The sequence below is a fragment of the Dyadobacter soli genome (assembly GCF_900101885.1).
Taxonomy (GTDB): Bacteria; Bacteroidota; Bacteroidia; order Cytophagales; family Spirosomataceae; genus Dyadobacter; species Dyadobacter soli.
Genome location: NZ_FNAN01000009.1, coordinates 271719 through 296681, shown reverse-complemented (window position 1 = coordinate 296681; position 24963 = coordinate 271719). Strand labels below are relative to the sequence as shown.

Below are 24963 nucleotides of genomic sequence, written 5' to 3'. Positions count from 1 at the left end.
AATGTCAGCGAATGGTCAAAATAGGTATTCAATCAGATAAATGTAGCGAATCCCGCCTAATAACTGTATCGATTTTGGAATAAATACATTTAAGCGGGATTCACCATTATCTCATTTGAATCATCAAAACGGCAGATCATCGTCGTCGTTACCGCCGGCCGCCATCGATGGCGGTATCGGGTCCGACGGCCGTGGCGCATTGCTGCGCGGTGCATTACCGGATTGCTGGTAACCGCCTTGCTGGCCACCCTGGTTATAGTCTCCACCCTGTCCGCCGCCCGACGGACCACCAAGCAAAGTCATGCTGTTCGCGCGGATCGTCACACCGGTGCGCTGCTGTCCTTCTTTATCCGTCCACGTATCGGTGCGGATACGTCCTTCGATATACACCTGGTTGCCCTTTTTAAGGTATTTTTCGGCCACTTTCGCCAATCCTTCCCAAAGCTCGATGCGGTGCCATTCGGTATTATCGACGCGCTCGCCGTTTTTGTTCGTGTAAGTCTCGGTAGTTGCGATATTGAACTTCGCTACCGCCGATCCGCTTTCAAGGTACCGGACCTCCGGGTCACTCCCCAGATTACCGATCAGAATTACTTTGTTAACACTTCCTGCCATGATTTTTAACGTGGTTATTGTTTGTTGCAACCTTAAATTTAGGCATTATCCCCGACAAATGCCGGTTAAATATCCTGTTCGGTAATCTTGCCGGTAACCTTGTCTTTCAGGATCAGCTTATTGCGGCCGTCGTGCGTCACTTCCTGCTTGATCAGGTAGTGCGTTTCATTGTACGAAACATAGTTGGAAGGTTTCTCCACCCCTTCGCGTCCACGCCAGACGGGTAGTTCCACTTTTTCCCAAAGTTTCGTTTTGGCCGATTTATAGGCTGCATCGATCACCGCATTCACAATATAGCCATCATAAAACGTCTCCGCAGGGGCATTACCCTTTTCAGCAGAATTGAACATATCCGTGAACATGTGGTTATAGCCGAGGTCATTCACTTCGTCACCTACCGGGAACAGCCAGCCGGTGTTGCTTTCCGCTTTTTCAGCCACATACTCTTCTCCTGCACCGTCCGGATTCTGCCCTGTTGTGAACATTTCAAAACCGGTCCTCAAAAAGTTATTGATCCAGATCGTGCCCTCGGTACCCATTACCTCATCCCGCAAATCCATCCCGCCACGGAACGTCCAGCTCACTTCGAACTGCCCTATGGCACCGTTTTCATATTTCACCAATGCAATGGCATGGTCTTCCGCGTCGATCGGCTTCACTTGCGTATCCGCCCAGCACATTACCTCCACAGGTTTGATGTCCTTACCAATAAAATTCCGTGATATTTCAATGCAATGGCAGCCCAAATCCAGGATACAACCGCCACCGGCCTGCTCGATGTCCCAGAACCATTCACTATGCGGCCCCGGGTGCGCCTCGCGCGATTTGGCCCAGATAATGCGGCCGAGCGAGCCATTTTTAACACTTTCAAGCGATTTCAAAAACTTGGGTGTGTAGCAAAGATCTTCCAGATAGCCTGCAAATATCCCCGCTTCCTCCACGGCTTTCAGCATACGCAATGCCTCGGCGCCATTGCGGCCCAGCGGCTTGGTGGATACCACGGCCTTCTTATGCTTCGCGCAAAGAAGCACCGCCTCTTCATGAATGTTATTCGGCAATGCAATGCAAACCATGTTCACATCGGGATGCGCGATTACCTCCTCCATATCCGACGACCAGAAATCGCAGCCGTAGTCGTCCGCAAACTTTTTGGCGCTTTCTTCCCGGCGCGCGTAAATGGCCACAACGCGGTCGCGGCTGCGCTGCCCGTGAATGGATTCCGCATAAAAACGTCCGATAAAGCCGGAGCCGAGCATTGCTATTTTTTGCATGTTAGCAATCAGTTAAAGTTTTAGGAATAAGTCATTTATTGTCATTAATGGTCAGGAGCAGTCATTAATGGTCAGGAGTAGTGAGAGTTGTCAGGAGTTGCTCGCCAACACATGACCAAACATGACAATTCCTGACCATGGGTGACCACACACGAAGATTTATGACGTTTTCACCTCATTCTCCCAGCCGGTTGTTTTCAGCGCCGGGTCGTTTTCTTTTTTCAGGAAATCCGCATTTTCAAATGATCCGGCATTCCATTCGAGCAATGCATGATCGGGCACAATCGAAACAGGAACGCGCCAGGACGTCGAAGTCTCGGCGTAAGCGAGGTTCGTTTGAGAATTATAGCAAGAGATCAACGACCAACGCGGATGATCCGACAGGTTCGCTTCCGAGCGGTGCATGAGATTACTATGGAAAAACAATGCGTCGCCCGGCTCAATTTCGCAATAAACGAGCTCCATGGTTTTCAATGCATGGTTCACCATTTCCATGTCTGCGCCTACCTGCTCGCCCGCGAAGCCGTGATTGACGCGCCCCATTTTGTGCGAGCCTTTGATCACCTGTAAGCAGCCATTTTCCTTGTTAGCGGTCGTCAATGCGATCATCACGCTCATGAGCTGGTCGGGAAAGATGAATTGATTTTTATACCAATAACCATAATCCTGGTGCCACTCCCACGCGCCGCCAACTTTGGGCTCCTTTTGCATAAGCTTGGTATGAAAATGGCAAACCGGGCTGTCTTCCTGCAATAGCTGCCCCACCGAATTGACCATTCTCTCGCTCCGTATCAAATACCCGAAAACATCATCGCCCGGTGTAAACCACAACGACAGCTTTGTTTTCTTCCCCGTTTGGTCGTTCAAATCCATCGCATTCTTCTGCATCACCGAATTTTCCAGCGCGGTATGGTATAGTTTTTCCACCTCCTGGGTAGAAAAAAGGCTTTTCACAACGATATAGCCATCGCGGTTATAGTCGGCGATCTGGCTGGCATTCAAACTGAAATTTCCCATGAGACCAAGTGTTTAGTACAAAAATATATTACTTAAAACACAATTACTTACGATACACCTCACCAATGATCAACGGCATTCAACTGATGATTCAGCGGTTACTACAAATAACCTTCTTCCCGCAAAACCGTATCGATCAGGATCGGCTTCGGAAGCACTTCCACTTCTTCATGATTGTAAAAAGCCATTCCTTGTGGCAAATCTATCCTTTCGGCCCCAGGAATTTCGAGCCACCAGAACCGCACTTGCAGGCGCTGGTGCGTGAGGATGTGGGTATAAACTTTGGGAACTTCGGTCAGGCGGCCGTTTTGCAGCACGTTTTGGAAAATGGGGTCAGGGTTGGTCAGTTGGTCAGGCGTTGCGGCAATGCTCTTAGATTCGATGAGCTGGAAGTCGTAGAGGCCTTTCCAGATGTCACGGCCGCGGCGCTCGTGCATGGCAAGCCTGTCGCCTTGTTTGATGATGAAATAGTTCAAAAAGCGGTGTTTGATGGTGAGCTTTTTGATCTTGACCGGCAGTTGGCCTTGCATTTGATGTGCATAAGCGAAACAGCGATCATTAAAAATGCAAACCGTGCAATTCGGCGACGCCGGCACGCATTGCAATGCCCCGAACTCGATCATCGCCTGGTTGTAGGTAGCCGGGTCCTCCTGTGAAATTACCTTTCTTCCCAGCGCCCAGAACTCCTTTTTCCCTTCATTACTCAGCATATCCGATTGGATACCGAAAATACGCGCCATCACGCGGTACACGTTACCATCGATCGCCGGCACCGCCTCGTCGAATGCGAAGGAAGCAATGGCAGCGGCAGTGTATTGTCCGAGACCTTTTAGTTTCAAAAGCTTTTCAGAACTTTCAGGAAACTTTCCATTGTGATCAGCTACCACCTGCCTCGCAGTGAAATGCATGTTGCGGGCCCGCGAGTAGTAACCAAGCCCTTGCCACAACCTCAGCACATCGCGCTCGTCGGCCGCAGCCAGGTCGAATACGGTGGGATATTGCTCGGTAAAACGCTCATAATAAGGTAACCCCTGGGCTACACGAGTTTGTTGCAGGATCACTTCCGACAACCAAATTTTATATGGATCTTTGGTTTCGCGCCAGGGTAAAGGGCGGTGGTTTTCGAGATACCAGGATTTGAGTCTTCTGTTAAAATCTATCACCTCCAAATCGTCCGGTATCATATTATTTTCACTTATGTGCACTGTTTTTTAATGAATTATATAAAAAAGGGCAAGTTCATCCTTTTAAGTTTTGTTAAAATTACCGTACCTTTGTGTTCCCAAAATTTACAGGAGTAAGTAAATTAATGAAATAATATCCACTTAAAGTAAACAATCAAAGTGACTAAGGCAGACGTAATCGCACAGATTTCCGAGAAAACAGGCGTAGACAAGGGCGACGTTCAGCAAACGCTAGAATCGTTTTTTACCGTGGTAAAGGACTCACTTTCTGATGGTGAGAACCTTTATGTTAGAGGTTTCGGTAGTTTCATCAACAAAAAACGTGCGCGCAAAGTGGCCCGCAATATTTCAAAGGGAACTTCCATGATTATTGACGAGCACTTTGTACCAAGCTTCAAGCCTGCAAAAGTTTTTGTTGAGCAGGTAAAAGAAAGTGACAAACTGAAAGCAGTCGCTGAAAAGTAATTTACCTGAACAAGGTTGGGTTATAAGAGTATGAAAAAGTCCATTTTACTTTCATGCGTGCTTGCGGTAGCACTGGTAGGAACGCTTTTCAGCCTTCCCAAGGTGGTCGTAAACAACAAGGGCAAGGATATGGACAAGGAGAAGGGCCAATCGGCGGTCGCTGCGAATGCGGCACCAGCTGCTGCGGCGGAATCTTCTTCGAATTCGCATGATGGAGCCGCTTTAACCCCTGATCAACAGAAAGTTGTAGATCAGCTCAGAAGCGGCTTCAATCAGGCGGGTGATAAGGAAAAGGTTGCTGCGGGCATCAAGCTTTCGGACGAATTTGCGAAGCTGCAAAAATTTGACAGCGCTGCGTTCTACGCCGAAAAAGTAGCCCTGCTCTCCCCTGCAATCGAAAACCTCATGCGTGCGGGCGACCGTTATTATGAGGCGTACGGCTTCGCGGTGGACGAGCAGAAAGCAAAAAACCTGGGCATCAAAACCCGCGAATATTACCAAAAAGCAATTGACCAGAATCCTGGCCTGTTGACTGCAAAAGCCAACATGGCGATGACCTACGTAAATACCGAAAACCCGATGCAGGGTATCATGATGTTGCGCGAGGTGATCGACGCGGATCCTACCAACGAATTGGCATTGTTCAATTTAGGGATCTTGTCCATGAGATCGAACCAATATTCAAAAGCTGCTGACAGGTTCAGACAGATTTTAACCAACAATCCTGCCAACACGAAAGCCAAGTTCTACTTAGGCCTGTCATTGGTGGAATTGGGTGACAAGGAACAAGCAAGCAAAGTTCTGTCGGAGGTTAAAAAAGAGGAGAAAGATCCGGTGATCCAACAAGCCATTGGCGAATTGGAAGGCCGTCTGAAAAACTGATCATCAGATCATTAAGGAAATACATTACTTATTTTATAAAACGACATAATCATGCCTTGCGGAAAAAAGAGAAAAAGACATAAGATCTCCACTCACAAGAGAAAGAAAAGACTCAGAAAAAACAGACATAAGAAGAAATAATTGGCTATGACCGGGTTTTATCTATTAAGATCCGGTCATCCTTATTCCCCACGTTTGTATCCCGCTAACAGTCTGATATGCGGGGAGTTAAGTATCAACATTATCGAGCCATTCAGTTGGTTGAACATTGAGTAACGAATTACTAATCAATTCTACTCAAAAGGGAGAGCGTATAGCCCTTTTGCAGGATAAACGTCTTTTAGAATATCACGTAGAAACACCGGATCAGAGCTTTACCGTTGGTGACATTTACCTTGGTACTGTTCGAAAACTGGTGGCAGGGCTCAATGCTGCCTTTGTAGACGTTGGTTTTGAGAAAGATGCATTCCTGCATTACCTCGATTTGGGACCCAATATCAACTCGCTGAACAAGCTCACCAAGGATGTAATCGCCAAGCGTACGCATTCCGGCAACTTGAAAAACTTCAAGATGGAGCCGGAAATCGAGAAGCTTGGAAAAATCGACAAAGTCCTCTCCAAAAACCAGCCTATCCTTGTCCAGATCGTTAAGGAGCCTATTTCTACCAAGGGCCCGAGACTCTCGTGTGACATTTCGATCGCTGGCCGGTACATTGTTTTAGTACCATTCTCCAACTCGGTTAACCTTTCCAAAAAGATCACCGACAAGCAGGAACGCAATCGCTTGCAACGCCTGATGTCGTCCATTAAGCCCCAGAACTTCGGGGTGATTATCCGCACGGTGGCTACCGGCAAGGATGTGGACGAGCTGAACAAGGATTTGCAGGACTGCCTGGATAAGTGGGAAAATGGTATCAAAGCGCTCCGCGACGCTAAGCCGCGCGACCGCGTGATAGGCGAAATGAACCGAGCATCCTCGATTATCCGCGACATGCTCAACGAATCTTTCGATAGCATTACGGTGGATTCGAAAGAGGTTTATGACGATATCAAGGCTTACATTCACAACATTGCGCCGGAAAAGGAGAACATTCTCCGCCTGCACAATGGCAAGAACAAGCTGTTCGAGCAATTCGGTCTGGAAAAGCAGATTAAATCGCTCTTCGGACGCTCGGTAAGCCTTCCTAATGGCGGCTACCTGATCATCGAGCATACGGAAGCATTGCACGTGATCGATGTCAACAGTGGTAACAAATCCAATTCTGAAGAGGATCAGGAAGCTACCGCACTGAGCGTCAACCTCGAAGCGGCGAAAGAAATTGCCCGTCAGCTGCGTCTGCGCGATATGGGCGGCATTATCGTCGTCGACTTTATCGACATGAAGAAGGCAGAGAACAAGCGCACGCTGTTCGACGTCATGCGCGATGAAATGAAGGGCGACCGGTCGAAATACACCGTTCTGCCACTATCTAAATTCGGTCTGCTGCAAATCACGCGTCAGCGCGTAAGGCCGGAAATGAACATCGTTACCCGCGAAACCTGCCCTACCTGCGGCGGTACGGGCACGATCCAGGCGAGCATTCTCGTATCCGACGTGATCGCCAATAACCTCGATTACATTCTCACCAAACAGAACGAGCGCGGCATTACGATTTCGCTTCACCCGTTCCTGCATTCGTATTTCACCAAAGGATTGATTTCCGAGCAGGTGAAGTGGTTTTTCCATTACAAAACCTGGGTGAAACTGATCAAAGATTCGTCGTTAGGCGTGGTGGATTTCAAGTTCCATAACCGGTATGGGGAGGAGATTGAGATTGTGCCGGTGAACTAGACCTGGCCCCGACCGCCGACCATTGACCGCGGACCGCCGATTGGTGATTCGTTTATTTTCCTTTCCAGATGGGTTCCCGCTTTTCTTTGAAGGCTAATGCTCCTTCTTTGGCGTCCTCTGTTTTCAGGAGTTTGTCCAGTTCGCTTTTCAGGAATTTATGTTGCTCATTTCGAGGAAGATTTCTCAATTCCTGCAAGCTTCGCATTCCTGATTGAATGGCTAGCGGCGCGCTGTTGCAGATTTGGTTTGCTAATGCGTTCACTTCTTCTGCAATTCTTTCCTTTTCGGCTAAATGTGTTACCAGCCCCATTTCCAGTGCCTCTTTACCCGAATAGACTTTCCCTGTAATTGACATTTCTAATATCTTCCGCTGACTCATAATCGGTGCGAGCGATGCCATTACCTGCATAGGCCAGATACCTCTTTTTACCTCAGGCAAGCTGAAAGTAGCCTCAGGCACGCTAAAAACGAACGTGCAGCCGCAGATCATCAGAAAACCGCCAGCCAATACCGGACCTTCGACTTGCGCAATGCAAGGTTTGAGCAGTTCGTTAAATGCGTCCCCCATTCGTGCCTCTTCGTGAATTCGTGGCAATGAGACATTCGCTATGTTAGCAGAAGCATCATGAAATGCATTCAAATCAGCCCCGGCGCAGAAAACGGGGCCTTCGGCTTTTAAAACTACACAGCGAATATCGTCCTCGTAATGCGCATATGCGAGCGCGAAGGTGATTTCTTCGGCCATTGTTGGCGTAAATGCATTGCGCTTTTCGGGCCGGGCCAATGTGATGGTAAAAAGATGTCCGGCCTTTGCAGTTTTGATGTGCAAAAACCGGACGTTATCGAATGCCTGAATATCTTCTTCGGTGTAGAATCGCATGCCAAAACTCGGTTAGTTCGCTTTGGCAAGTATAGCAAATTATCGTGTGACGACGCCCTCTACCATTTGAATATACTGCGCGATACCTGCTTCGATTTCGTGCAGGTAAATGAATTCATCCGCGCTATGCGAGCGGGCAGAATGTCCTGGCCCCATTTTCAAAGACGGACAATCCAGCAGCGCCTGATCGGATGTCGTGGGTGAACCATAGGCATTGCGGCCAAGCTTCAAACCTTCCTGAACAATCGGATGATCCATCGGGATGCTCGACGGTCGCAGACGGATCGAGCGGGGCGTTACTTCGGATTGAATATTAGCCTTAATCTCAGAAATAACCTCTTCCAAAGTGTATTGGTCCGTCACGCGCACGTCGATCGTGAATGTGCACGCGTCGGGCACGACGTTATGCTGTGTACCCGCATTGATGATCGTCACCGACATTTTGATCGGGCCGAGCGTTGGCGAAACTTTGGGGAACTTGTATTCCGTAATCCATTGAATGTCTTTCAATGCTTTGTAAATCGCATTTTCACCTTCCTCGCGGGCTGCGTGGCCGGAAATGCCTTTTGCGGTACAGTCAAGCACGAGCAAACCTTTTTCAGCTACGGCCAAATGCATTTCAGTAGGCTCTCCCACTATCGCGAATGCGATTTCGGGCAACTCCGGCGCTACAATTTCCAGGCCTTCTTTACCGGAAATTTCTTCCTCCGCCGTTGTAGCGATAGCGATGTTATAGGTTAAGTCTTCTCTATCGTAGAAATGGCAGAATGTAGCAATCAATGATACGAGGCAACCACCGGCGTCATTGCTGCCCAGGCCGTATAATTTTCCATCCTGCTCTATGGCCATGAATGGATCCAGGGTCCAGGATTTGTTTGGCTTCACGGTATCATGGTGCGAGTTAAGCAGCATGGTAGGCTTCGCCGCATCGAAATGCCTGTTATAAGCCCAGAGATTGTTCTTTTTGGTATGAAAAGGAATGCCCTTCCGGGTAAAGAAATCGGCCAGGATTCTCGCCGTGTTTTCTTCTTCCTTGCTGAAAGAGGGCGTTTCGATCAGGCTTTTTAAAAGTACAACCGCCTCCGCGGACAGCGTTTTTATGTTTTCCGAAGTGCTATCTACCATCTTACTTGTCCGTCTCCTTTCACAATCCATTTTTCGGTCACCAGTTTTTCCAATGCAAATGGGCCCCTGGCATGCAGTTTCTGGGTCGAGATACCGATTTCTGCACCTAATGCGAACACGCCGCCGTCTGTAAAGCGGGTAGAGGCATTTGCATAAACGGATGCTGCGTCCACTTCTTTCAGAAAGGTTTCGATAGCCTCTTCATCGGTAGAAATAATAGCCTCCGAATGTCTGGAAGAGTAGTTTTCGATCTGTTTCAAAGCATCTTGTAGCCCATCGACCACTTTCACCGAGCATTTGAAATCCAGGAATTCTTTCCCGAAATCGTCCTCGGTGGCATGTTGGAGAAAAGGGTACTCCGCTTTTTGAAGAATATCATATGACTCTTCGTCCGCGAAAACCTCGACATTCCATTTGATAAAGTCTTCTCTCAATTTTGGCAAAAACTCACCTGCTACCGCACGATCAACCAAAACGGTATCCAGCGCATTGCAAGCGGCAGGTTTCGAAACCTTTGCATTCACCACAATCTGCGCGCCTTTTTCAAGGTCACCTGATTTTTCAATATAAGTATGACAAACACCCGCGCCGGTTTCAATCGTAGGCACGAGCGAATTCTGACGAACATATTTGATCAAACCCTCAGAACCACGTGGGATGATGATATCCACATATTGAATGGCCGTCAGCAACTCTCCTACAAACTCCCGACCGGTAGGCAGCAAAGTAACTGCCGCCGCAGGTACACCGAACTCTGCCAGTGACTCATGGATCAGGCTCACCAGATAAGTATTGGAATGCTGCGCTTCCTTACCGCCTTTGAGCACGCACGCATTCGCGGAGCGCAGGCATAGGGAAGCTACATCGATAGTTACATTAGGACGGGATTCGTAAATCACACCCACTACGCCTAATGGTACAGCGATTTTCTTCAAAGAAAGACCCTGTTGAATGGTTTTTTCGACAAAAACTTCTCCCGTCGGGTCCGGGAGCTCGGCTACCTCGATCAGGCTTTGCGCCAGTTCGTTGATCCGCTTCTGGTTGAGCAGCAGGCGGTCCTTTTTCGGGTCGGCATCATCCATCAAATCCAGGTCCTTCTGGTTTTCGACGATGATGTTTTCGGCATGGGCCAGAACCCGGGCCGAAAGGTTGATCAGCAGATCAGCCCTTTCCCTGTCTGTCAGCCGGCGAACGGCAGCTGATGCCTCCCGCGCTTCCTTTAATTGAGGTATTATCGATTCCATTATAACAAAACTATATCATTGGCATGCGCCACTTCAAAATTCACTGTTTTCAGGTTGCTGCGGATCGCTGAGGAAGTCTCGCGCGCCCGTGCGACTGCGATCATTTCGTCTTCCGACGAGTATATTTCAATGATTTCGCCTGCTTCAAAATCACCCGTTACTTCGGTGACACCTACCGCAAGCAAACTCTTACGCTTCAATAATGCTTTTGACGCGCCCTCATCCACACGTAATGTGCCGGATACCAGGCCACCACTTCCGAGCCAGCGGTTTCGAGCCGATAATGTGCTTTTGCCTGGCGTAATCAATGTACCTGCTTCGCCTTTCAATGCATTCAGCAGTTCATTTTCCTGGTTCATTCCAAAAATCACCACGCGAATGGCCATTCTGGACGCCAGTTTGGCGAATGTCAGCTTGGAAGCCATTCCACCAAGGCCGAGGAAAGATTTATCTGTCCTGACAAACTTAAAAACCTCGTTCACATTGGATACGTTCCGCAGGATTTTGCCTTGCTCGTCGAGCAGGCCGCCTACCGAGGTGCAGAACATCAGCGATTCGGCCCCAAAACCGACCGCAAGTAAGGTTGCGAGCTCGTCGTTATCCGAAAATTTCAGCTCGCGGTCGCTCACCACGTCATTTTCGTTGACGATCGGAATAATGCCGTTCGACCACAGTTCCTCGAAAGTCTCTTTAAGTTGCAGGAATTTATTGCGGCTCGCGAAATGCTGCCGCTCGCAAAGGCTTTGAGCAATGTAAATTTTATTCGGAGCGAAATAGGTGGCATACAAACCAACCAGCAGCGGGTTACCCACCGACGCGGCTGCCTTTCGCTGGGTCATCGTGCCCTTATAATCATTGATATAAGCCTTACCAGCACCCACCGCACCCGAAGAAACAATGATAATGCGGTATTGCGAGTGGATTTCCGAAACCTGCCGGGCTATTTCCGAGATGATCCTGACATCAGGTTCACCCGAAGAAAGCGTGATAGAGGCTGTCCCGAACTTTATGACGAGAATAGGTTTTGACACTTTGGTATTCAAATAAGCGGCGCCTTTGCGACTGCGTCCGGCGCCCGGTAATCAATCTGGCGCCAAAAATACTGCTTTTCAAACGAAAACGGATGCCCAACCCGCGCCCTCAGCGCATTTGGTACATTATAATTCGTTTAAAACCGCACCATTAAACGTCCGCCGGAGTTTCAACCCCTTTTGAAGCTGGTCCAGATACTCGTCCCGCGGGATCTCGATCGCGCCATAGCGAAGTACATTATCATTAATAAACTGCGTGTCCAGCAATGCGAACCGGTTCAATTTGAGTATTTGAATCAGATAGTGAAATGCGACTTTCGATGCATTACTCTCGATCGTAAACATCGATTCACCAAAAAACACTCCATTAATTGAAACCCCATACAGCCCTCCTACCAGTCTGTCATCACGCCACGCTTCCACGCTGTGCGCGTAACCGATTTCATGCAATGCGGTGTAGGAAGCAATGATTTCCTCCGAAATCCACGTCCCCGGCTCGCTCACACGCGGGAGCGCGCAACCGCGCATGACGCCCTCGAAATCGGTATTGATACGTATGTCGAAATGTCTCCTGTTGAGTACCGGCCGGAGCGATTTGGACGGTTTGTAAGTATCGATCGGAATAACGGCCCGCGGGTTGGGCGAGTACCAGTAAATCGTACCGTCCGCCTCGGCCATCGGGAATATGCCGTTGATATAGCCGTTGAGAAGGTCGTCGGTACTGATTGCAGTCATGAAAGCCACTGAATTAGGAAAAAAAAATTGTTGATTGAAGTGGGAATAGTACAAAATCGGGTACGCCCGCCAGTTCGCTTTTCCCCAAAGTTTACCGTTCAAAACGAACCATAAAAATATATCTTCTGTTTCTTTGCTGTAAGATTTTTTTTTTGAAAATTTGCAGCCTCTTAGACGCACAAGCAAGTCAATGAATCACAACGGCATACATACAGTTCTGCATACTACGCCTTTCCGATTCAGGTCCCCAAGGACCGTATAATCTCTTTTTACCTACGTGGTAAATATCTAATCCCCGCAATTTTCTTACAATTTCCAGACGTCCCATCGTTTTTCTCTGGGTTAGTTAATTATTGTCTTGAACATTTTGTCAGCATAGTCATCAATGAAAAATACCGAAGTAGTGGGCAGTAAGTTTATCGTACAGACTGCCAATGAAAATCATCTCCATTACGCCGAACAAATCTGTGCAGAAATGGAGGAGAGCGCTAAAAAGCGTGGTACCGGTATAGCCAAACGTTCCCCAGTATATATAATGGAGAAAATGGTGGAGGGAAAAGCCATCATAGCGTTGACAGACACCGGAGAGTGGGTTGGTTTTTGTTATATCGAAACCTGGGAACACGGCAAGTTCGTGGCCAATTCGGGTTTGATCGTAAGTCCTGATTTCCGTAACAGCGGCATGGCGAAGGCTATCAAGCAGAAAGCATTCGAACTGTCGCGGCATAAATATCCGAATGCAAAAATTATCGGCATTACCACCAGTTTACCGGTAATGAAAATCAATTCGGACCTTGGTTATGAGCCGGTTACATTCAGCGAACTACCCGCCGACGACGCATTCTGGAAAGGCTGCGCAAGCTGCGTGAACTACGACGTACTCACCCGGACCAACAGAAAGCATTGCCTCTGTACCGGTATGATGTACGATCCCGAGGATAAAAAGAACACGGCCAGCACCACTACCAGCGGTGTTGCGCAGGAAAGCCATACCTGGGATTTCTTGAAGGAATCGAGCCTTTATGAGCGCTGGATGCGCATTAAGCAACGCATTTTGCTGCGAAGGGAAGAACGCGCCAAAAAGAAAAACGCCGGGGCCGTGCTGGTACACTAATGTGCCGCACACTTTGATAGATTTTAGTATCTTATTTAAATACCCCGCCCGGCAACCGAAAAGGACTGCGGCGGGGTATTTTTGCGAAAGTCAATAAGCCGACCGCCAGCAGCTTTTCCCGGTTTGGGAACGCGATTCCGGCAAGTTTGCGTACTTTTGCGGTCGGTATGAGGATATTCACACGAGGCACACTACGAACATTTTGGGATCAGCATCCGGACGCACGTCCCGCATTGGAATTTTGGCATGACGCCGTTGAAAAAAACAGCTTCCAAAACCCCAACGAAGTGATCCGGTTTTTCAAGAATGCCGATACTGTTGGAAACGGCAGGATTGTGTTTAATATCACTCATAACAAGTATAGGCTGATTGCCAAGTTCGAATATGAGAGGCAACTGGTTTTTGTAAGATTTATCGGAAGTCATAACAATTACGACAAGATAACAGACATTAAGAATATCTAGTAGATCACAGATAATGAAAGCATTAGCAATCAATATAGATGAGATCACCATCAAGCCGATCACCAGTCAGGCCGACTTCGAGGAAGCTGACAAGGTAATCAATGCATTGATGGACGCCGATTTGCTGGAAGATGAAGCAGAGCGAAAGAAGGCGCTCGATATCCTGGAAGCGATTACCGTTCTAGCGATCGATTACGAAAAAAAGCATTATCCAATGCCAAAACCCGACCCGATCGAAGCAATCAAGGAGCGGATGGAGCAGCTGCATTTGAGCAGGAAAGACGTCGCCCCCTATTTCGGCGGGGAGAACAGAGTTTCAGAAGTTTTGAACAAAAAGAGGAACCTGACTATCAAGATGATCAGGGAAATCAGCAAAAACCTGGGTATACCGGCGGAAACGCTTCTGGCAGCCAGTTGAATTTCAGTTTTAGATAGATAACAGTTTTAGAATCAGTATCCATACCATACAAATAATGTCACAGCCCAAAGTAGTATTAGCGTTTTCAGGGGGACTTGATACCTCCTTTTGTGTAAAATATTTAGCCGAAGACAGAGGTTACGAGGTGTATTCGGTTTTGGTTGACACCGGTGGTTTTTCGGACGAAGAGCTGAAAACGATCGAAGCGAATGCCTATGCTTTGGGTGTGAAGCAACATGCTACGGTTTCCAAAACCAAGGAGTACTATAACGACTGTATCAAATACCTGATTTTCGGTAACATTCTCAAAAACAACACTTACCCGCTTTCGGTAAGTGCCGAGCGTATTTTCCAGGCGGTAGCTGTGGCTGAATATGCCAAAGAAATCGGTGCGAGCGCGATCGCGCACGGGAGCACAGGCGCAGGTAACGACCAGGTGCGTTTCGATATGGCATTCCGCATTATCGTGCCGGATGCCGAAATCATCACGCCGATCCGCGATTTGAAACTTTCACGCGAGGCGGAAATTGAGTATCTGACAGCAAAAGGCGTTTCCCGCGACTGGACCAAGGCTGCATACAGCATCAACAAAGGTCTTTGGGGAACCTCGGTAGGTGGCAAAGAAACATTGACCTCCGATCAATACCTGCCCGAATCGGCATGGCCTACGCAAATCACCAAAACAGAGCCGGAGCGCATTACTTTGGATTTTGTAGAAGGTGAATTGAAAGGCGTTGCGGGCGAAACTTTCGAAAATTCGGTAACTGCTATTCAAAAACTGGCAGAGATCGCTCAGCCGTTCGGAATCGGCCGGGATATTCACGTGGGTGACACGATTATTGGCATTAAAGGCCGCGTTGGTTTCGAAGCTGCTGCTCCGCTGATCATTATCAAAGCGCACCATCAGCTTGAAAAGCATGTTTTGACAGAACAGCAGTTGTATTGGAAAGAGCAGCTTTCGAACTGGTACGGCAGCTTGCTGCACAAAGGGCAGTTTGTAGAGCCGGTAATGCGTAATATCGAAACGTTCCTTGCGGATACGCAGTCGCACGTGACGGGTCAGGTGCATGTTTACCTCGCGCCACACCGCTTCCATGTAGAGGGTATCGAGTCGTCATACGACCTGATGTCATCGAAATTCGGTAGCTACGGCGAAATGAACAACGCCTGGACCGGTGATGACGTCCGCGGCTTCTCGAAAGTGGCTTCGAACCAGGTGATGATTTATGGGAAGGTGAGTGATTCGGTGGAAAAGTAAATGAGTTTAGTGTTTAAAGTTTATGAGTTATTCGAATGCAAAATTATCAGGAGTTAAGGGTTTGGCAAAAGTCTCATGCATTTGTACTCGAGGTTTACAAGCTAACCGATGACTTCCCGAAAACCGAAACATTCGGACTCATATCTCAAATGCGGCGTTCCGCAGTGTCGGTACCAGCCAATCTGGCCGAAGGCTGTGGCAAGAAAGGGATACTTGACATTGCAAAGTTTTTTCAAATATCATTGGGGTCTCTTCATGAAACGGAATACTATCTTTTGCTTTCAAAAGACCTCAGTTACATCACTAGTGAAGTATTTGAGAGTCGTGATGTGGAAATAAAAGAAATTAAAGCAATGCTTATTTCTCTTTTTAAAACAGTGCGCTCTTCACAAGACTAAAAATATGGACACATTAACTCATAAACTCATAAACACTCTGAACGTCGGCATTATAGGCGCAGCCGGTTACACTGGCGGAGAGTTGCTCAGAATACTGGTAAACCACCCGAACGTCAACATCACTTTCGCGCATAGCAAAAGCCAGGCGGGCAAGCCTGTTTACGCGACGCATACGGATCTGCTGGGTGATACGGAACTGGTATTTTCCGGCGACGACATTCAGCCATTGCTGGATCAGGAAGGTTTGAATGCGATTTTTCTTTGCTCCGGCCATGGTGAGTCGAAGAAGTTTCTGGATGAATATCAATTACCAGAAAGCGTTAAGGTAATTGACCTTAGCACAGATTTCCGGGATGAGTCGAATGGCTTTGTTTATGGCTTGCCGGAATTGCAACGCGAGCAGATCAAAGGCGCTACGAAAATCGCTAATCCAGGCTGTTTCGCAACGAGCATTGAGTTGGCTGTTTTGCCGCTCGCTCATGCAGGTTTGATACAGGACGAAGTTCACGTAAGTGCGGTTACAGGCAGCACGGGCGCCGGACAGGCATTGAGCGCGACTACGCATTTCACGTGGCGGAACAATAACATGTCGATTTACAAGGCATTCTCGCACCAGCATTTGACGGAGATCAAAATGACTTTCGGCAAGTTGCAGGCTGAATTTGATAAGCCGGTGAACTTCGTGCCGTACCGCGGCGATTACACACGCGGCATCATCGCTAACGTGTACACGCGTTATGAAGGCACTTTGGAGGAAGCGAAGGCTATTTACAAAGACTTTTACGCCTCGCACCCGTTCACGCACGTAAGCGACACGCCGATCGATTTGAAGCAGATCGTGAATACCAATAAATGCTTCGTTCACCTGGAAGTGCACGACGGCCAACTGCTGATCACGAGCATTATCGACAACCTTACCAAAGGCGCGTCGGGACAAGCGGTGCAGAATATGAACCTGCTTTTCGGCCTGCCGGAAGATGCAGGGCTGCGGTTGAAAGCGCCGGCGTTTTAATTCATTTTTCGAATCTTAACGAAGATCAGACAATGTCACACCTCTTTGACGTCTACCCCATTTACGATATAGAACCGGTGAAAGCCGAGGGCAGTTACCTCTGGGACCAGAACGGGACCAAGTACCTCGATCTTTACGGCGGCCACGCGGTGATTTCGGTTGGCCATTGCCATCCTTATTATGTGGATAAGCTGACGAAGCAGCTGAATGCGATCAGTTTTTATTCCAATTCCGTGAAAATCTCCATTCAGGAAGAGCTGGCGGAGAAGTTGGGTGAGCTATCGGGCTATCCTGACTATAAACTGTTCCTCTGCAACTCCGGCGCGGAAGCGAATGAGAATGCATTGAAACTGGCTTCTTTCCACAACGGCAGAACGAAGGTCATTTCCTTCACGAAGTCGTTCCACGGCCGGACGGCCGGTGCGGTGGCGGCGACGGACAACCCGTCGATCGTGGCGCCTGTGAATTACAAGGAGCACGTGACGTTTCTGCCATTCAACGACGCGGCTGCGGCTAAGGCAGGCATTACCGATGAGGTGTGCGCGGTGATCGTGGAAGGCATTCAGGGTGTGGGCGGTATCAATGTGTGTACAGATGAATTTTTACAAACATTAAGACGTAAATGCGACGAAACGGGCGCGATACTCATCCTCGACAGCGTGCAATGCGGCTACGGGCGGACGGGCAAGTTCTTCTCGCACCAGTTCAGCGGCATCGAGCCGGACATTATGTCGATGGCGAAAGGCATGGGCAACGGCTTCCCGATCGGCGGAATATTGATTTCTCCTAAATTCAAAGCCAGCTACGGCTTGCTTGGAACAACATTCGGCGGCAACCACCTGGCTTGCGCGGCGGGCGTGGCGGTGCTGGACATTATGAAAGAAGAAAACCTCATCGCGAATGCGGCCGAGATCGGGGATTACCTGTTCGAAGGCATTAAAGCGATTGGTGGATATAAAGAATTGAGAGGCCGCGGGCTGATGATCGGGATCGAGTTTGACTACCCGGTGAAAGACCTGCGCAACAAGCTTTTGTTTGAACACAAAATGTTCACAGGCGTGGCCGGCGCGAACACGATTCGCTTGCTGCCATCGCTCGCATTGACCCAAACAGAGGCCGATCTGTTCCTCGAAGCATTGAAAAAAGAAGTATCTGTCGCGGCTGAGTGATTTTTTTGAACTAATACCATCCTTGTCCCAGTTGAGAATAGGAACACCTGTCTCCGAAATTTTAACCTGAATGAAACACTTTCTTTCCATTAAAGACGTCACCGACCTCCCCCAGCTCATCAGCAGCGGCATTGCAGCCAAACGAGATCCGTTTGCAGACCAGGCGCTTGGGAAAAACAAAACCATAGGACTGTTGTTTTTCAATTCGAGTTTGAGGACAAGGATCAGCACGCAGAAAGCTGCCCAAAACCTCGGCTTGAATGTGATTACGATGAATGTCGGCCAGGATGGCTGGGGACTGGAAATGGAAGAGGGTGTGATCATGAATGGCGATAAGGCGGAGCACGTGAAAGAGGCGGCGGCGGTGATCGGCAGCTATTGCGACATCATCGGCATCCGCTCGTTTGCGGGCTTGCAGGACCGTGATAAGGATTACGCGGAAATCGTTTTTCAGCAGTTCAAAAAATACGCGCAGGTACCGATCATAAACCTCGAATCGGCGACGCGCCACCCGCTGCAGTCGCTGGCCGACTGCATTACAATCGAAGAATTCAAGCTCAAAAAACGCCCGAAAGTGGTCCTTACCTGGCTGCCGCATTTCAAGGCGTTGCCGCAGGCCGTTGCCAACTCGTTCTGCGAATGGATGAACCCGATGGACGTAGAATTCGTGATAACACACCCGGAAGGTTACGATCTTTCGCCCGATTTCGTAGGCAAAGGCCAGGTGATTTACGACCAGGACAAAGCATTGGAAGGCGCAGATTTTGTTTATGGCAAAAACTGGTCGTCATACAACAGCTATGGCCAGGTTTTGAATACCGATCCTTCCTGGATGATTACCGAAGCCAAAATGGCTTTGACTGACAACGGCAAATTTATGCATTGCCTGCCCGTACGCCGGAATATGAAGGTGGCCGACGAAGTACTCGACGGCCCGCGCTCGCTGGTGATCGAGCAGGCTGCCAACCGTGAATGGTCGGCGCAGGCGGCGTTGAAAGAGGTCTTGTTAGGATTGTAATTGCTATTTTTGCAAGACTGAAATACAAAAGGAGCCTGTCGCACGCGGTCGGCTCCGCATCATGAAACTGAATTTGAAATGAGTACAACCACATTGGCTCAACCCTTCGATACTACTACTCTAAATGAAGTCCGCAAAACCGGCGTACTGATTGTGAACCTGGGCACGCCCGACAGCCCGTCGGTGCCCGACGTGCGCAAATACCTGCGCCAGTTCCTGATGGATGAGCGTGTGATTGACATTCCATATGTTAACCGCTGGTTCCTGATCAACCTCATCATTGCGCCATTCCGCGCACCCAAGTCTGCGAAAGTTTACAAACAACTCTGGCGGCCCGATGGCTCTCCGTTGAAAACGTACGGGTATTCGGTAAAAGATAAGCTGCAAACGGTGCTGGGTGAAGATTACATCGTCGAACTGGCAATGCGTTATCAGAACCCGAGCATTGAAAAAGCCCTTACCGCATTGCGTAAGGAATGTTTGACCGAAATCATCGTGGTACCATTCTTCCCGCAATATGCTTCGGCCTCTACCGGTTCGGTATATAAGGAGGTAATGCGCGTGGTGAAAGACTGGGAGGTGCTGCCGGAAATCCGGTTTGTGAACCGCTTCCTCGAACACCCGAAATTCGTCAAGGGTTTTGTGGATCTGGGTAAAAAATACATGGCACAGCACGATTACGACCATTTCGTATTCAGCTACCACGGCCTGCCCGAGCGGCAGATTACGAAAGGCGATGTTACCGGCCATTTTTGCCAGTTCGGCAGCTGCTGCGATAAGCTCGATCACCGCAACCAGCATTGCTACCGCGCCCAATGTTTTGAAACAACGCGTTTGCTCGTGAAAGGAATGGGTATTCCCGAAGGTAAGTATACGACCTGCTTCCAGTCTCGGTTGGGCAAGAATCCCTGGATCAAGCCTTATACCGACGAAGTAATCCCTGAACTGACGAAAAAAGGCGTCAAAAGCGCGTTAGCATTCTCCCCGGCATTTGTAGCCGACTGCCTGGAAACGACGATCGAAGTAGGAGAAGAATACAAGGAGTTGTTCGAAAAAGAAGGCGGCCAGCATTGGCAGCTCGTCGAAAGTCTCAACGACTCCGACATCTGGGTCGAATGCCTTGAAGATATCATTAAAAACCCGGCCTCCTGATTCAGGGGCCGGGTTTTGGCTTTTTATGCGGTAATACTTTTAATTGAAAATTATCGCTTTGAGAGACTCATGCCCGATTAGAGAATAACACTTTCTTTCTTGTAAAGACCAATCAAAGTCTCCGCCGCGTAATCGATCTCCGCTTCGGTATTGTACTTACCAAACGAGAAACGCACGTTAGCACGGTTTTCATCGATTCTAAGCTCATTCAAAACGTGTGAACCGATGTCGGTACCGCTTGAACACGCGCTACCGCCTGAAACAGCGATTCCGGCAATGTCGAGGTTGAACAGCAGCATATCGCTGATATCCGACGGCGGCAGGCTTACATTCAGCACCGTGTATAGGCTTTTGTCGAGGTCAGCCGAGTTGCCATTGAATGCGACGCCTTCAATACCATCTTTCAGCTTCCCGATCATGCGGCTTTTCAGGCTCTCGATATGCGTGCGGTGCGAGTCCATATCGCGGTAAGCGATTTCCAATGCCTTCGCCAGGCCTACGATGCCGTAAATGTTCTCCGTGCCCCCGCGCATGTTACGCTCCTGCGCGCCCCCGTGTACGAAAGGATTGATCTTAATGCCCGGACGCATGTACAAAAATCCGATGCCTTTCGGCCCATTGAATTTGTGCGCCGCGCCGACGATGAAATTCGTTTTCAGCTTTTGCAGGTCGTGGCGGTAATGGCCCATCGTCTGCACGGTGTCGCAGTGAAAAATGGCGTCGTACTTTTCACAAATGTCGCCGGCAGCTTCCAGGTCGAGCAGGTTGCCGATTTCATTGTTACCATGCATTAACGATACCAATGAACGCGGTTTGGAAGCGAGCAAAGCGTCCAGATGCCCGAGATCTACCTCCCCTTTTGCATTCAGATTCACAAAACTCAGCTCGATAATGCCCAGCTTTTTCAAATGCTCCAGGGTATGCAGCACGGCGTGGTGCTCGATGCGCGAGGTAATGGCGTGTGTAAGGCCAAATGTCTCGATACTGGAACGGATAGCCGTATTATCGGCTTCGGTACCGCCTGAGGTGAAAAATATCTCGGCAGGCGCCGCGTTTAAAATGGCTGCAATGCTTTTGCGGGCGCGCTCGATGGATGAACGTACGGCGCGGCCGTAAGAATGTATGGAAGAGGGATTGCCGAATTGCTCGGTCATCAGCGGCAGCATTGCTTCCAGGACTTCGGGGTCCAGCTGCGTCGTCGCCGCATTGTCCAGATAGACTTTCATGGGATATAAATTAGAAAGATCACTCATTGCCAGTTCAGACAACAAGTGACCCATATTTGCTAAGCAACAGCTTATTTATTTCTTCGGTTCCGAAATGATTTCCTTGATATCGGAAATGATTTTGTTGGCAAGGCTCGTAGCGGTCGTCTGCGTTTCCGATTCCGAGTAAATGCGGATGATCGGCTCGGTGTTCGAGCGGCGCAAATGCACCCATTCACGGTCGAATTCGATGCGCACGCCGTCCACGGTGTTCACCGGTTGCTTGGAATAACGTGTCTGAATGCGGTCGAGGATGTTGTCAACGTTAATCTCCGGCGTAAGCTCGATCTTGTTTTTGGAAATATAATAATTCGGGTAAGACCTTCTCAGTACCGACGCTTTCTTACCGGATTTGGCCAAATGCGTGAGAAACAATGCAATACCTACGAGCGCATCGCGGCCGTAGTGGCTTTCAGGGTAAATTACCCCTCCGTTACCTTCTCCACCGATCACGGCTTTATTGGCTTTCATCGCATTCACCACATTCACCTCTCCTACCGCCGATGCGAGGTATTCCCCACCTGCTTTGATGGTAACATCCCGCAATGCCGCCGTTGACGAGAGATTGGAAACCGTATTGCCCGGCGTGTGTTTCAAAACATAGTCCGCAACGGCTACCAGGGTATATTCTTCTCCGAATGCCGTGCCGTCCTCGCACATGAGCGCCAGCCTGTCCACATCCGGATCTACCACGATGCCGAGGTTGTAGGAACCGTTGTTCAGCTCTTTGCTGATATCGTGCAAATGCTCGGGAAGGGGCTCGGGGTTGTGCGCAAAGTTGCCGGTTGGCTCGCAGTTCATCTTTTTGATGCTTTTGGAATCAACACCCAAAGCTTCCAGCAAAAGCGGTACCGCAATGCCGCCCGTCGAGTTCACCGCGTCGACGACGATCCTGAAATTCGCGTTTTTGATCGCTTCCACATCCACCAATGCCAGTGAAAGCACGTGGTCGATATGTTTTTGCAGGTAAGTGTTGTCGGAAGCATAGCTGCCCAGCTTTTTTACATCCGGAAAAAGAAAATCTTCCTCCTGGGCAATGCGCAGCACTTCGGCACCTTCGGTTTCCGAAATGAATTCTCCTTCGTTGTTAAGCAGTTTGAGGGCGTTCCACTGGATCGGGTTGTGGCTTGCTGTGAGGATGATACCGCCCGCAGCGCCTTCCGCTTTCACGGCTATCTCGACAGTAGGCGTAGTGGAAAGGCCAAGGTCGAGCACATTCAGCCCCACACCTTGTAAAGTACCGGCTACCAGACGGCTTACCATTTCACCGGAAAGCCTTGCATCCCTGCCGATTACCACCTTAAGATTTTGTGGATTTGTACGCCTCACCCATGTCCCGTATGCAGCAGCAAACTTAACAACATCAATCGGAGTCAGCGCCTCACCCGATTTTCCACCCACTATTCCCCTGATTCCTGAGATAGATTTAATTAACGTCACGATCTAGAATTCCTCTTTATGTTTGGTTGCAAAAATACTAAATTCCCTCTCCGCAATTAGATTTTTCTACAAACAAAAAACAATAATTGAGTTTCTGGACTTCTAATCTACGCCCGTTTACAACTTTATTGATTTTTCGCAAAACCAGCCATAATATACGTTTTCAGGCTGGACGCGAGGGTTATGCCTTAGAAATTTCTCCTATTTTGCCGAACACAGGGTCCATCCACTCCAACGACAATTTTTGTACGGAATTGCTCAGCAGCGCGCTCCACTGTTTACCCACATAATCGAGGTCGTCCTTCTCGAAACGGTGTTCAACGAGTTGAAACGAATCCTTTTCATACATGACGACATCTATCGGGTAATCCACGTCGTTGGAACTTACTCTTGTAGAATCGAATGACAAAAAGCCGATCTTCAATGCATCCTGCATCGACGAATCGAATTGAGACTCCGGTACAGTAGCGGCTTCCCGTAACCCGAGTTGCCGATGATGATAAACGGCGATCCGTCGCCGACTTCCACCCAGTTGCCTTCGGGATACAACAGAAAAAGCTTGTGCTCGGAGTCGTGTTCCAACTGCCCGCCCACGATAGCGAACAGATTGAATATCAGCCCGGCATTGTTGAGCGCGTACCGGTCTTCGTCGGCTACCCGCCGGACCTGCTGCCCCAATGCATTCACGGCCTTGTAAAGCTTGTCGAATGAAGTGTCCCGCTCTTCGAGGACTTCTTTGAAATAGGTAATGGCCTTGTCGCGCACCGACCTCAGGCCGGATGTCATGATAAAAATTGAATGCTTATCAGACTGGTAAACAGACACTTTCTTGTTGGTCGAAACCTCGGTTCCGGAAGTAAGCCGCGTGTCGGCGATTGCCACCAGGCCCGATGCGACTTTGATACCCAGGCAATATGTCATGTCTTAGCGGCTCAAAAATGATAGAGCCGCTAAGATAGAAAAGTTTTGATCAGTTCATCCATTGGCTTTTGAAATGCCCCTGGCTCTGGCTTTGGCTCTGCCCGGTCTCCAAACCGAAATACATATCGAAGATCTTGTTATCCACCTCGTTATTCTTGATTTGAAATTTATCGAGGTAATCGTGCAGGCCCATTTTGAAGACATCTTCCACATCGGTGAATTCCAGCTCGCTACGGATTTTACTCAATGCACGTTCGGCCGGATTGGTGTAACCGCGCTCGGGAATGGAGCCGGCGATGGCGTACAACGACAGTTCCGCCTGGCGCACGCAATACGCGATCGAGCGCGGAAAGAGCTTGTCGAGGATCAGGAACGCCACGATGTTCATTGGCGTCAATGCACGGTGCGTCTGCCGGTACATATTATAGGCACTCACCGATTTCAAAACCGCGGTCCAGAGCATCAGATCGAGCGTGGAGCCATTCGTACCCGAATCCTGCAACAATGTAAAATACTTCACATCCAGGAAGCGCGAGCATTTGTCGGCACGCTCGATGTGCCGGCCTAACCTACCGAAATGCCAGGCTTCGTTGCGCGTGATCGACGAGTCGACTACGCCATGGAAAAGCTGGCAATTCTTGCGGATATCCGTGAAATACGATTGCATGTGGTCCATATTCCGGAAATCGTCGGGCGAAGTTCCTTTAATGGCCAGGTAAAACGTATTGATACTCTCCCACATTTCCTTCGAGATCGTCTCCCGGATCGTCCGCGCATTCTCGCGGGCCTCATACAGGCAGCTGATAATCGAATTCGGGTTACGTTTATCGAACGTCATGAAATGGATGACGTCCTCCTTGGTAGGTTTATCGTAATATTTGTAAAACAAAAAATGGTCGGCTGTTGCGATCAGGAGCGGCTCCCATTGCTCGTCCACATCGGGCGGAAGATCGAGCGCGAGGTTAAAATTAACTCCCACAAAACGGGCATAATTCTCGACCCGTTCCATATATCGGTTCATCCAGTAAATTGAATTCGCAACTCGGCTCAACAT

24 protein-coding genes and 1 pseudogene are annotated in these 24963 nt (G+C 49.0%); 12 read left to right on the top strand and 13 right to left on the bottom strand.

What is annotated here, in order from left to right:
• Positions 1 to 123: 123 nt before the first annotated feature.
• The 4 genes from BLQ88_RS16620 to mutY form a co-directional block, all read right to left on the bottom strand.
• Positions 124 to 615, bottom strand: coding sequence for a single-stranded DNA-binding protein (locus tag BLQ88_RS16620; protein WP_090152206.1), 492 nt, complete (start codon positions 613 to 615; stop codon positions 124 to 126).
• Positions 616 to 680: 65 nt separating this feature from the next.
• Complete coding sequence (locus BLQ88_RS16615; RefSeq protein WP_090152203.1) at positions 681 to 1886, bottom strand: Gfo/Idh/MocA family protein; 1206 nt, start codon at positions 1884 to 1886, stop codon at positions 681 to 683.
• 159 nt (positions 1887 to 2045) lie between these two features.
• The gene (locus BLQ88_RS16610; protein WP_090152200.1) at positions 2046 to 2903 is read right to left on the bottom strand and encodes a phytanoyl-CoA dioxygenase family protein; all 858 of its coding nucleotides are present in this window, start codon (positions 2901 to 2903) and stop codon (positions 2046 to 2048) included.
• A gap of 101 nt (positions 2904 to 3004) precedes the next feature.
• Positions 3005 to 4087: an A/G-specific adenine glycosylase gene (gene mutY / locus BLQ88_RS16605; RefSeq protein WP_176885006.1), complete on the bottom strand. Its 1083-nt coding sequence runs from the start codon at positions 4085 to 4087 to the stop codon at positions 3005 to 3007.
• Between the two features lie 159 nt (positions 4088 to 4246).
• On the opposite strand from mutY, the gene BLQ88_RS16600 reads away from it, so the two are divergent.
• The 3 genes from BLQ88_RS16600 to BLQ88_RS16590 all read left to right on the top strand — a co-directional run bounded on the left by BLQ88_RS16600 (position 4247) and on the right by BLQ88_RS16590 (position 7265).
• On the top strand, positions 4247 to 4552 hold the full coding sequence (locus tag BLQ88_RS16600) for an HU family DNA-binding protein (protein WP_015813879.1): 306 nt from the start codon (positions 4247 to 4249) through the stop codon (positions 4550 to 4552).
• Positions 4553 to 4582: 30 nt separating this feature from the next.
• Positions 4583 to 5434 (top strand): tetratricopeptide repeat protein, encoded by an 852-nt coding sequence (locus BLQ88_RS16595; protein ID WP_090152194.1) that lies wholly within the window; start codon positions 4583 to 4585, stop codon positions 5432 to 5434.
• Between the two features lie 268 nt (positions 5435 to 5702).
• Positions 5703 to 7265: an Rne/Rng family ribonuclease gene (locus tag BLQ88_RS16590; RefSeq protein ID WP_176885005.1), complete on the top strand. Its 1563-nt coding sequence runs from the start codon at positions 5703 to 5705 to the stop codon at positions 7263 to 7265.
• A 52-nt stretch (positions 7266 to 7317) separates the two neighbouring features.
• Here the strand turns inward: BLQ88_RS16590 and BLQ88_RS16585 are convergent, their stop codons facing one another.
• From BLQ88_RS16585 to aat, 5 genes are all read right to left on the bottom strand, one after another.
• The gene (locus BLQ88_RS16585; RefSeq protein WP_090152190.1) at positions 7318 to 8145 is read right to left on the bottom strand and encodes an enoyl-CoA hydratase/isomerase family protein; all 828 of its coding nucleotides are present in this window, start codon (positions 8143 to 8145) and stop codon (positions 7318 to 7320) included.
• Between the two features lie 39 nt (positions 8146 to 8184).
• The gene (locus BLQ88_RS16580; protein ID WP_090152187.1) at positions 8185 to 9270 is read right to left on the bottom strand and encodes a M20 family metallo-hydrolase; all 1086 of its coding nucleotides are present in this window, start codon (positions 9268 to 9270) and stop codon (positions 8185 to 8187) included.
• Positions 9264 to 10514 carry a glutamate-5-semialdehyde dehydrogenase gene (locus tag BLQ88_RS16575; RefSeq protein ID WP_090152184.1) on the bottom strand — a complete coding sequence of 417 codons (1251 nt, stop codon included), beginning with the start codon at positions 10512 to 10514 and terminating at the stop codon, positions 9264 to 9266. Before BLQ88_RS16575 ends, BLQ88_RS16580 begins: the two co-directional genes overlap by 7 nt.
• Positions 10514 to 11545 carry a glutamate 5-kinase gene (proB, locus tag BLQ88_RS16570; protein WP_090152411.1) on the bottom strand — a complete coding sequence of 344 codons (1032 nt, stop codon included), beginning with the start codon at positions 11543 to 11545 and terminating at the stop codon, positions 10514 to 10516. Before proB ends, BLQ88_RS16575 begins: the two co-directional genes overlap by 1 nt.
• Positions 11546 to 11671: 126 nt before the next feature.
• Positions 11672 to 12280, bottom strand: a complete 609-nt coding sequence (gene aat / locus BLQ88_RS16565) for a leucyl/phenylalanyl-tRNA--protein transferase (RefSeq protein WP_090152409.1) — start codon at positions 12278 to 12280, stop codon at positions 11672 to 11674.
• A 385-nt stretch (positions 12281 to 12665) separates the two neighbouring features.
• Between aat and BLQ88_RS16560 the strand changes: the two genes are divergently transcribed.
• The 9 genes from BLQ88_RS16560 to hemH all read left to right on the top strand — a co-directional run bounded on the left by BLQ88_RS16560 (position 12666) and on the right by hemH (position 20283).
• On the top strand, positions 12666 to 13394 hold the full coding sequence (locus BLQ88_RS16560; protein ID WP_090152181.1) for a GNAT family N-acetyltransferase: 729 nt from the start codon (positions 12666 to 12668) through the stop codon (positions 13392 to 13394).
• Positions 13395 to 13561: 167 nt separating this feature from the next.
• A complete protein-coding gene (locus BLQ88_RS16555) occupies positions 13562 to 13858 on the top strand; it encodes a type II toxin-antitoxin system HigB family toxin (RefSeq protein WP_090152178.1) in 297 nt (98 codons plus the stop codon).
• Between the two features lie 13 nt (positions 13859 to 13871).
• Positions 13872 to 14276 (top strand): helix-turn-helix domain-containing protein, encoded by a 405-nt coding sequence (locus BLQ88_RS16550; protein ID WP_090152176.1) that lies wholly within the window; start codon positions 13872 to 13874, stop codon positions 14274 to 14276.
• A gap of 55 nt (positions 14277 to 14331) precedes the next feature.
• Entirely contained in the window at positions 14332 to 15534 is a 1203-nt protein-coding gene (gene argG, locus BLQ88_RS16545) for an argininosuccinate synthase (protein WP_090152174.1), read from the top strand.
• Positions 15535 to 15569: 35 nt separating this feature from the next.
• On the top strand, positions 15570 to 15932 hold the full coding sequence (locus tag BLQ88_RS16540) for a four helix bundle protein (RefSeq protein WP_090152169.1): 363 nt from the start codon (positions 15570 to 15572) through the stop codon (positions 15930 to 15932).
• A gap of 4 nt (positions 15933 to 15936) precedes the next feature.
• Entirely contained in the window at positions 15937 to 16944 is a 1008-nt protein-coding gene (gene argC, locus BLQ88_RS16535) for an N-acetyl-gamma-glutamyl-phosphate reductase (RefSeq protein ID WP_176885004.1), read from the top strand.
• A 32-nt stretch (positions 16945 to 16976) separates the two neighbouring features.
• The gene (locus BLQ88_RS16530) at positions 16977 to 18113 is read left to right on the top strand and encodes an aspartate aminotransferase family protein (protein ID WP_090152166.1); all 1137 of its coding nucleotides are present in this window, start codon (positions 16977 to 16979) and stop codon (positions 18111 to 18113) included.
• A 70-nt stretch (positions 18114 to 18183) separates the two neighbouring features.
• Positions 18184 to 19131 (top strand): N-acetylornithine carbamoyltransferase, encoded by a 948-nt coding sequence (locus BLQ88_RS16525; protein ID WP_090152163.1) that lies wholly within the window; start codon positions 18184 to 18186, stop codon positions 19129 to 19131.
• Positions 19132 to 19209: 78 nt separating this feature from the next.
• Complete coding sequence (hemH, locus tag BLQ88_RS16520; protein ID WP_090152160.1) at positions 19210 to 20283, top strand: ferrochelatase; 1074 nt, start codon at positions 19210 to 19212, stop codon at positions 20281 to 20283.
• Positions 20284 to 20360: 77 nt separating this feature from the next.
• On the opposite strand, the gene BLQ88_RS16515 is transcribed toward hemH, so the two are convergent.
• The 4 genes and pseudogenes from BLQ88_RS16515 to BLQ88_RS16500 form a co-directional block, all read right to left on the bottom strand.
• A complete protein-coding gene (locus BLQ88_RS16515; protein WP_090152158.1) occupies positions 20361 to 21509 on the bottom strand; it encodes a cysteine desulfurase family protein in 1149 nt (382 codons plus the stop codon).
• A 75-nt stretch (positions 21510 to 21584) separates the two neighbouring features.
• Positions 21585 to 22988 (bottom strand): phosphoglucosamine mutase, encoded by a 1404-nt coding sequence (gene glmM / locus BLQ88_RS16510; RefSeq protein WP_090152156.1) that lies wholly within the window; start codon positions 22986 to 22988, stop codon positions 21585 to 21587.
• Between the two features lie 181 nt (positions 22989 to 23169).
• Positions 23170 to 23909 (bottom strand): annotated as a pseudogene (locus BLQ88_RS16505) (proteasome-type protease).
• 49 nt (positions 23910 to 23958) lie between these two features.
• Positions 23959 to 24963, bottom strand: coding sequence for an alpha-E domain-containing protein (locus BLQ88_RS16500; protein ID WP_090152153.1), 1005 nt, complete (start codon positions 24961 to 24963; stop codon positions 23959 to 23961).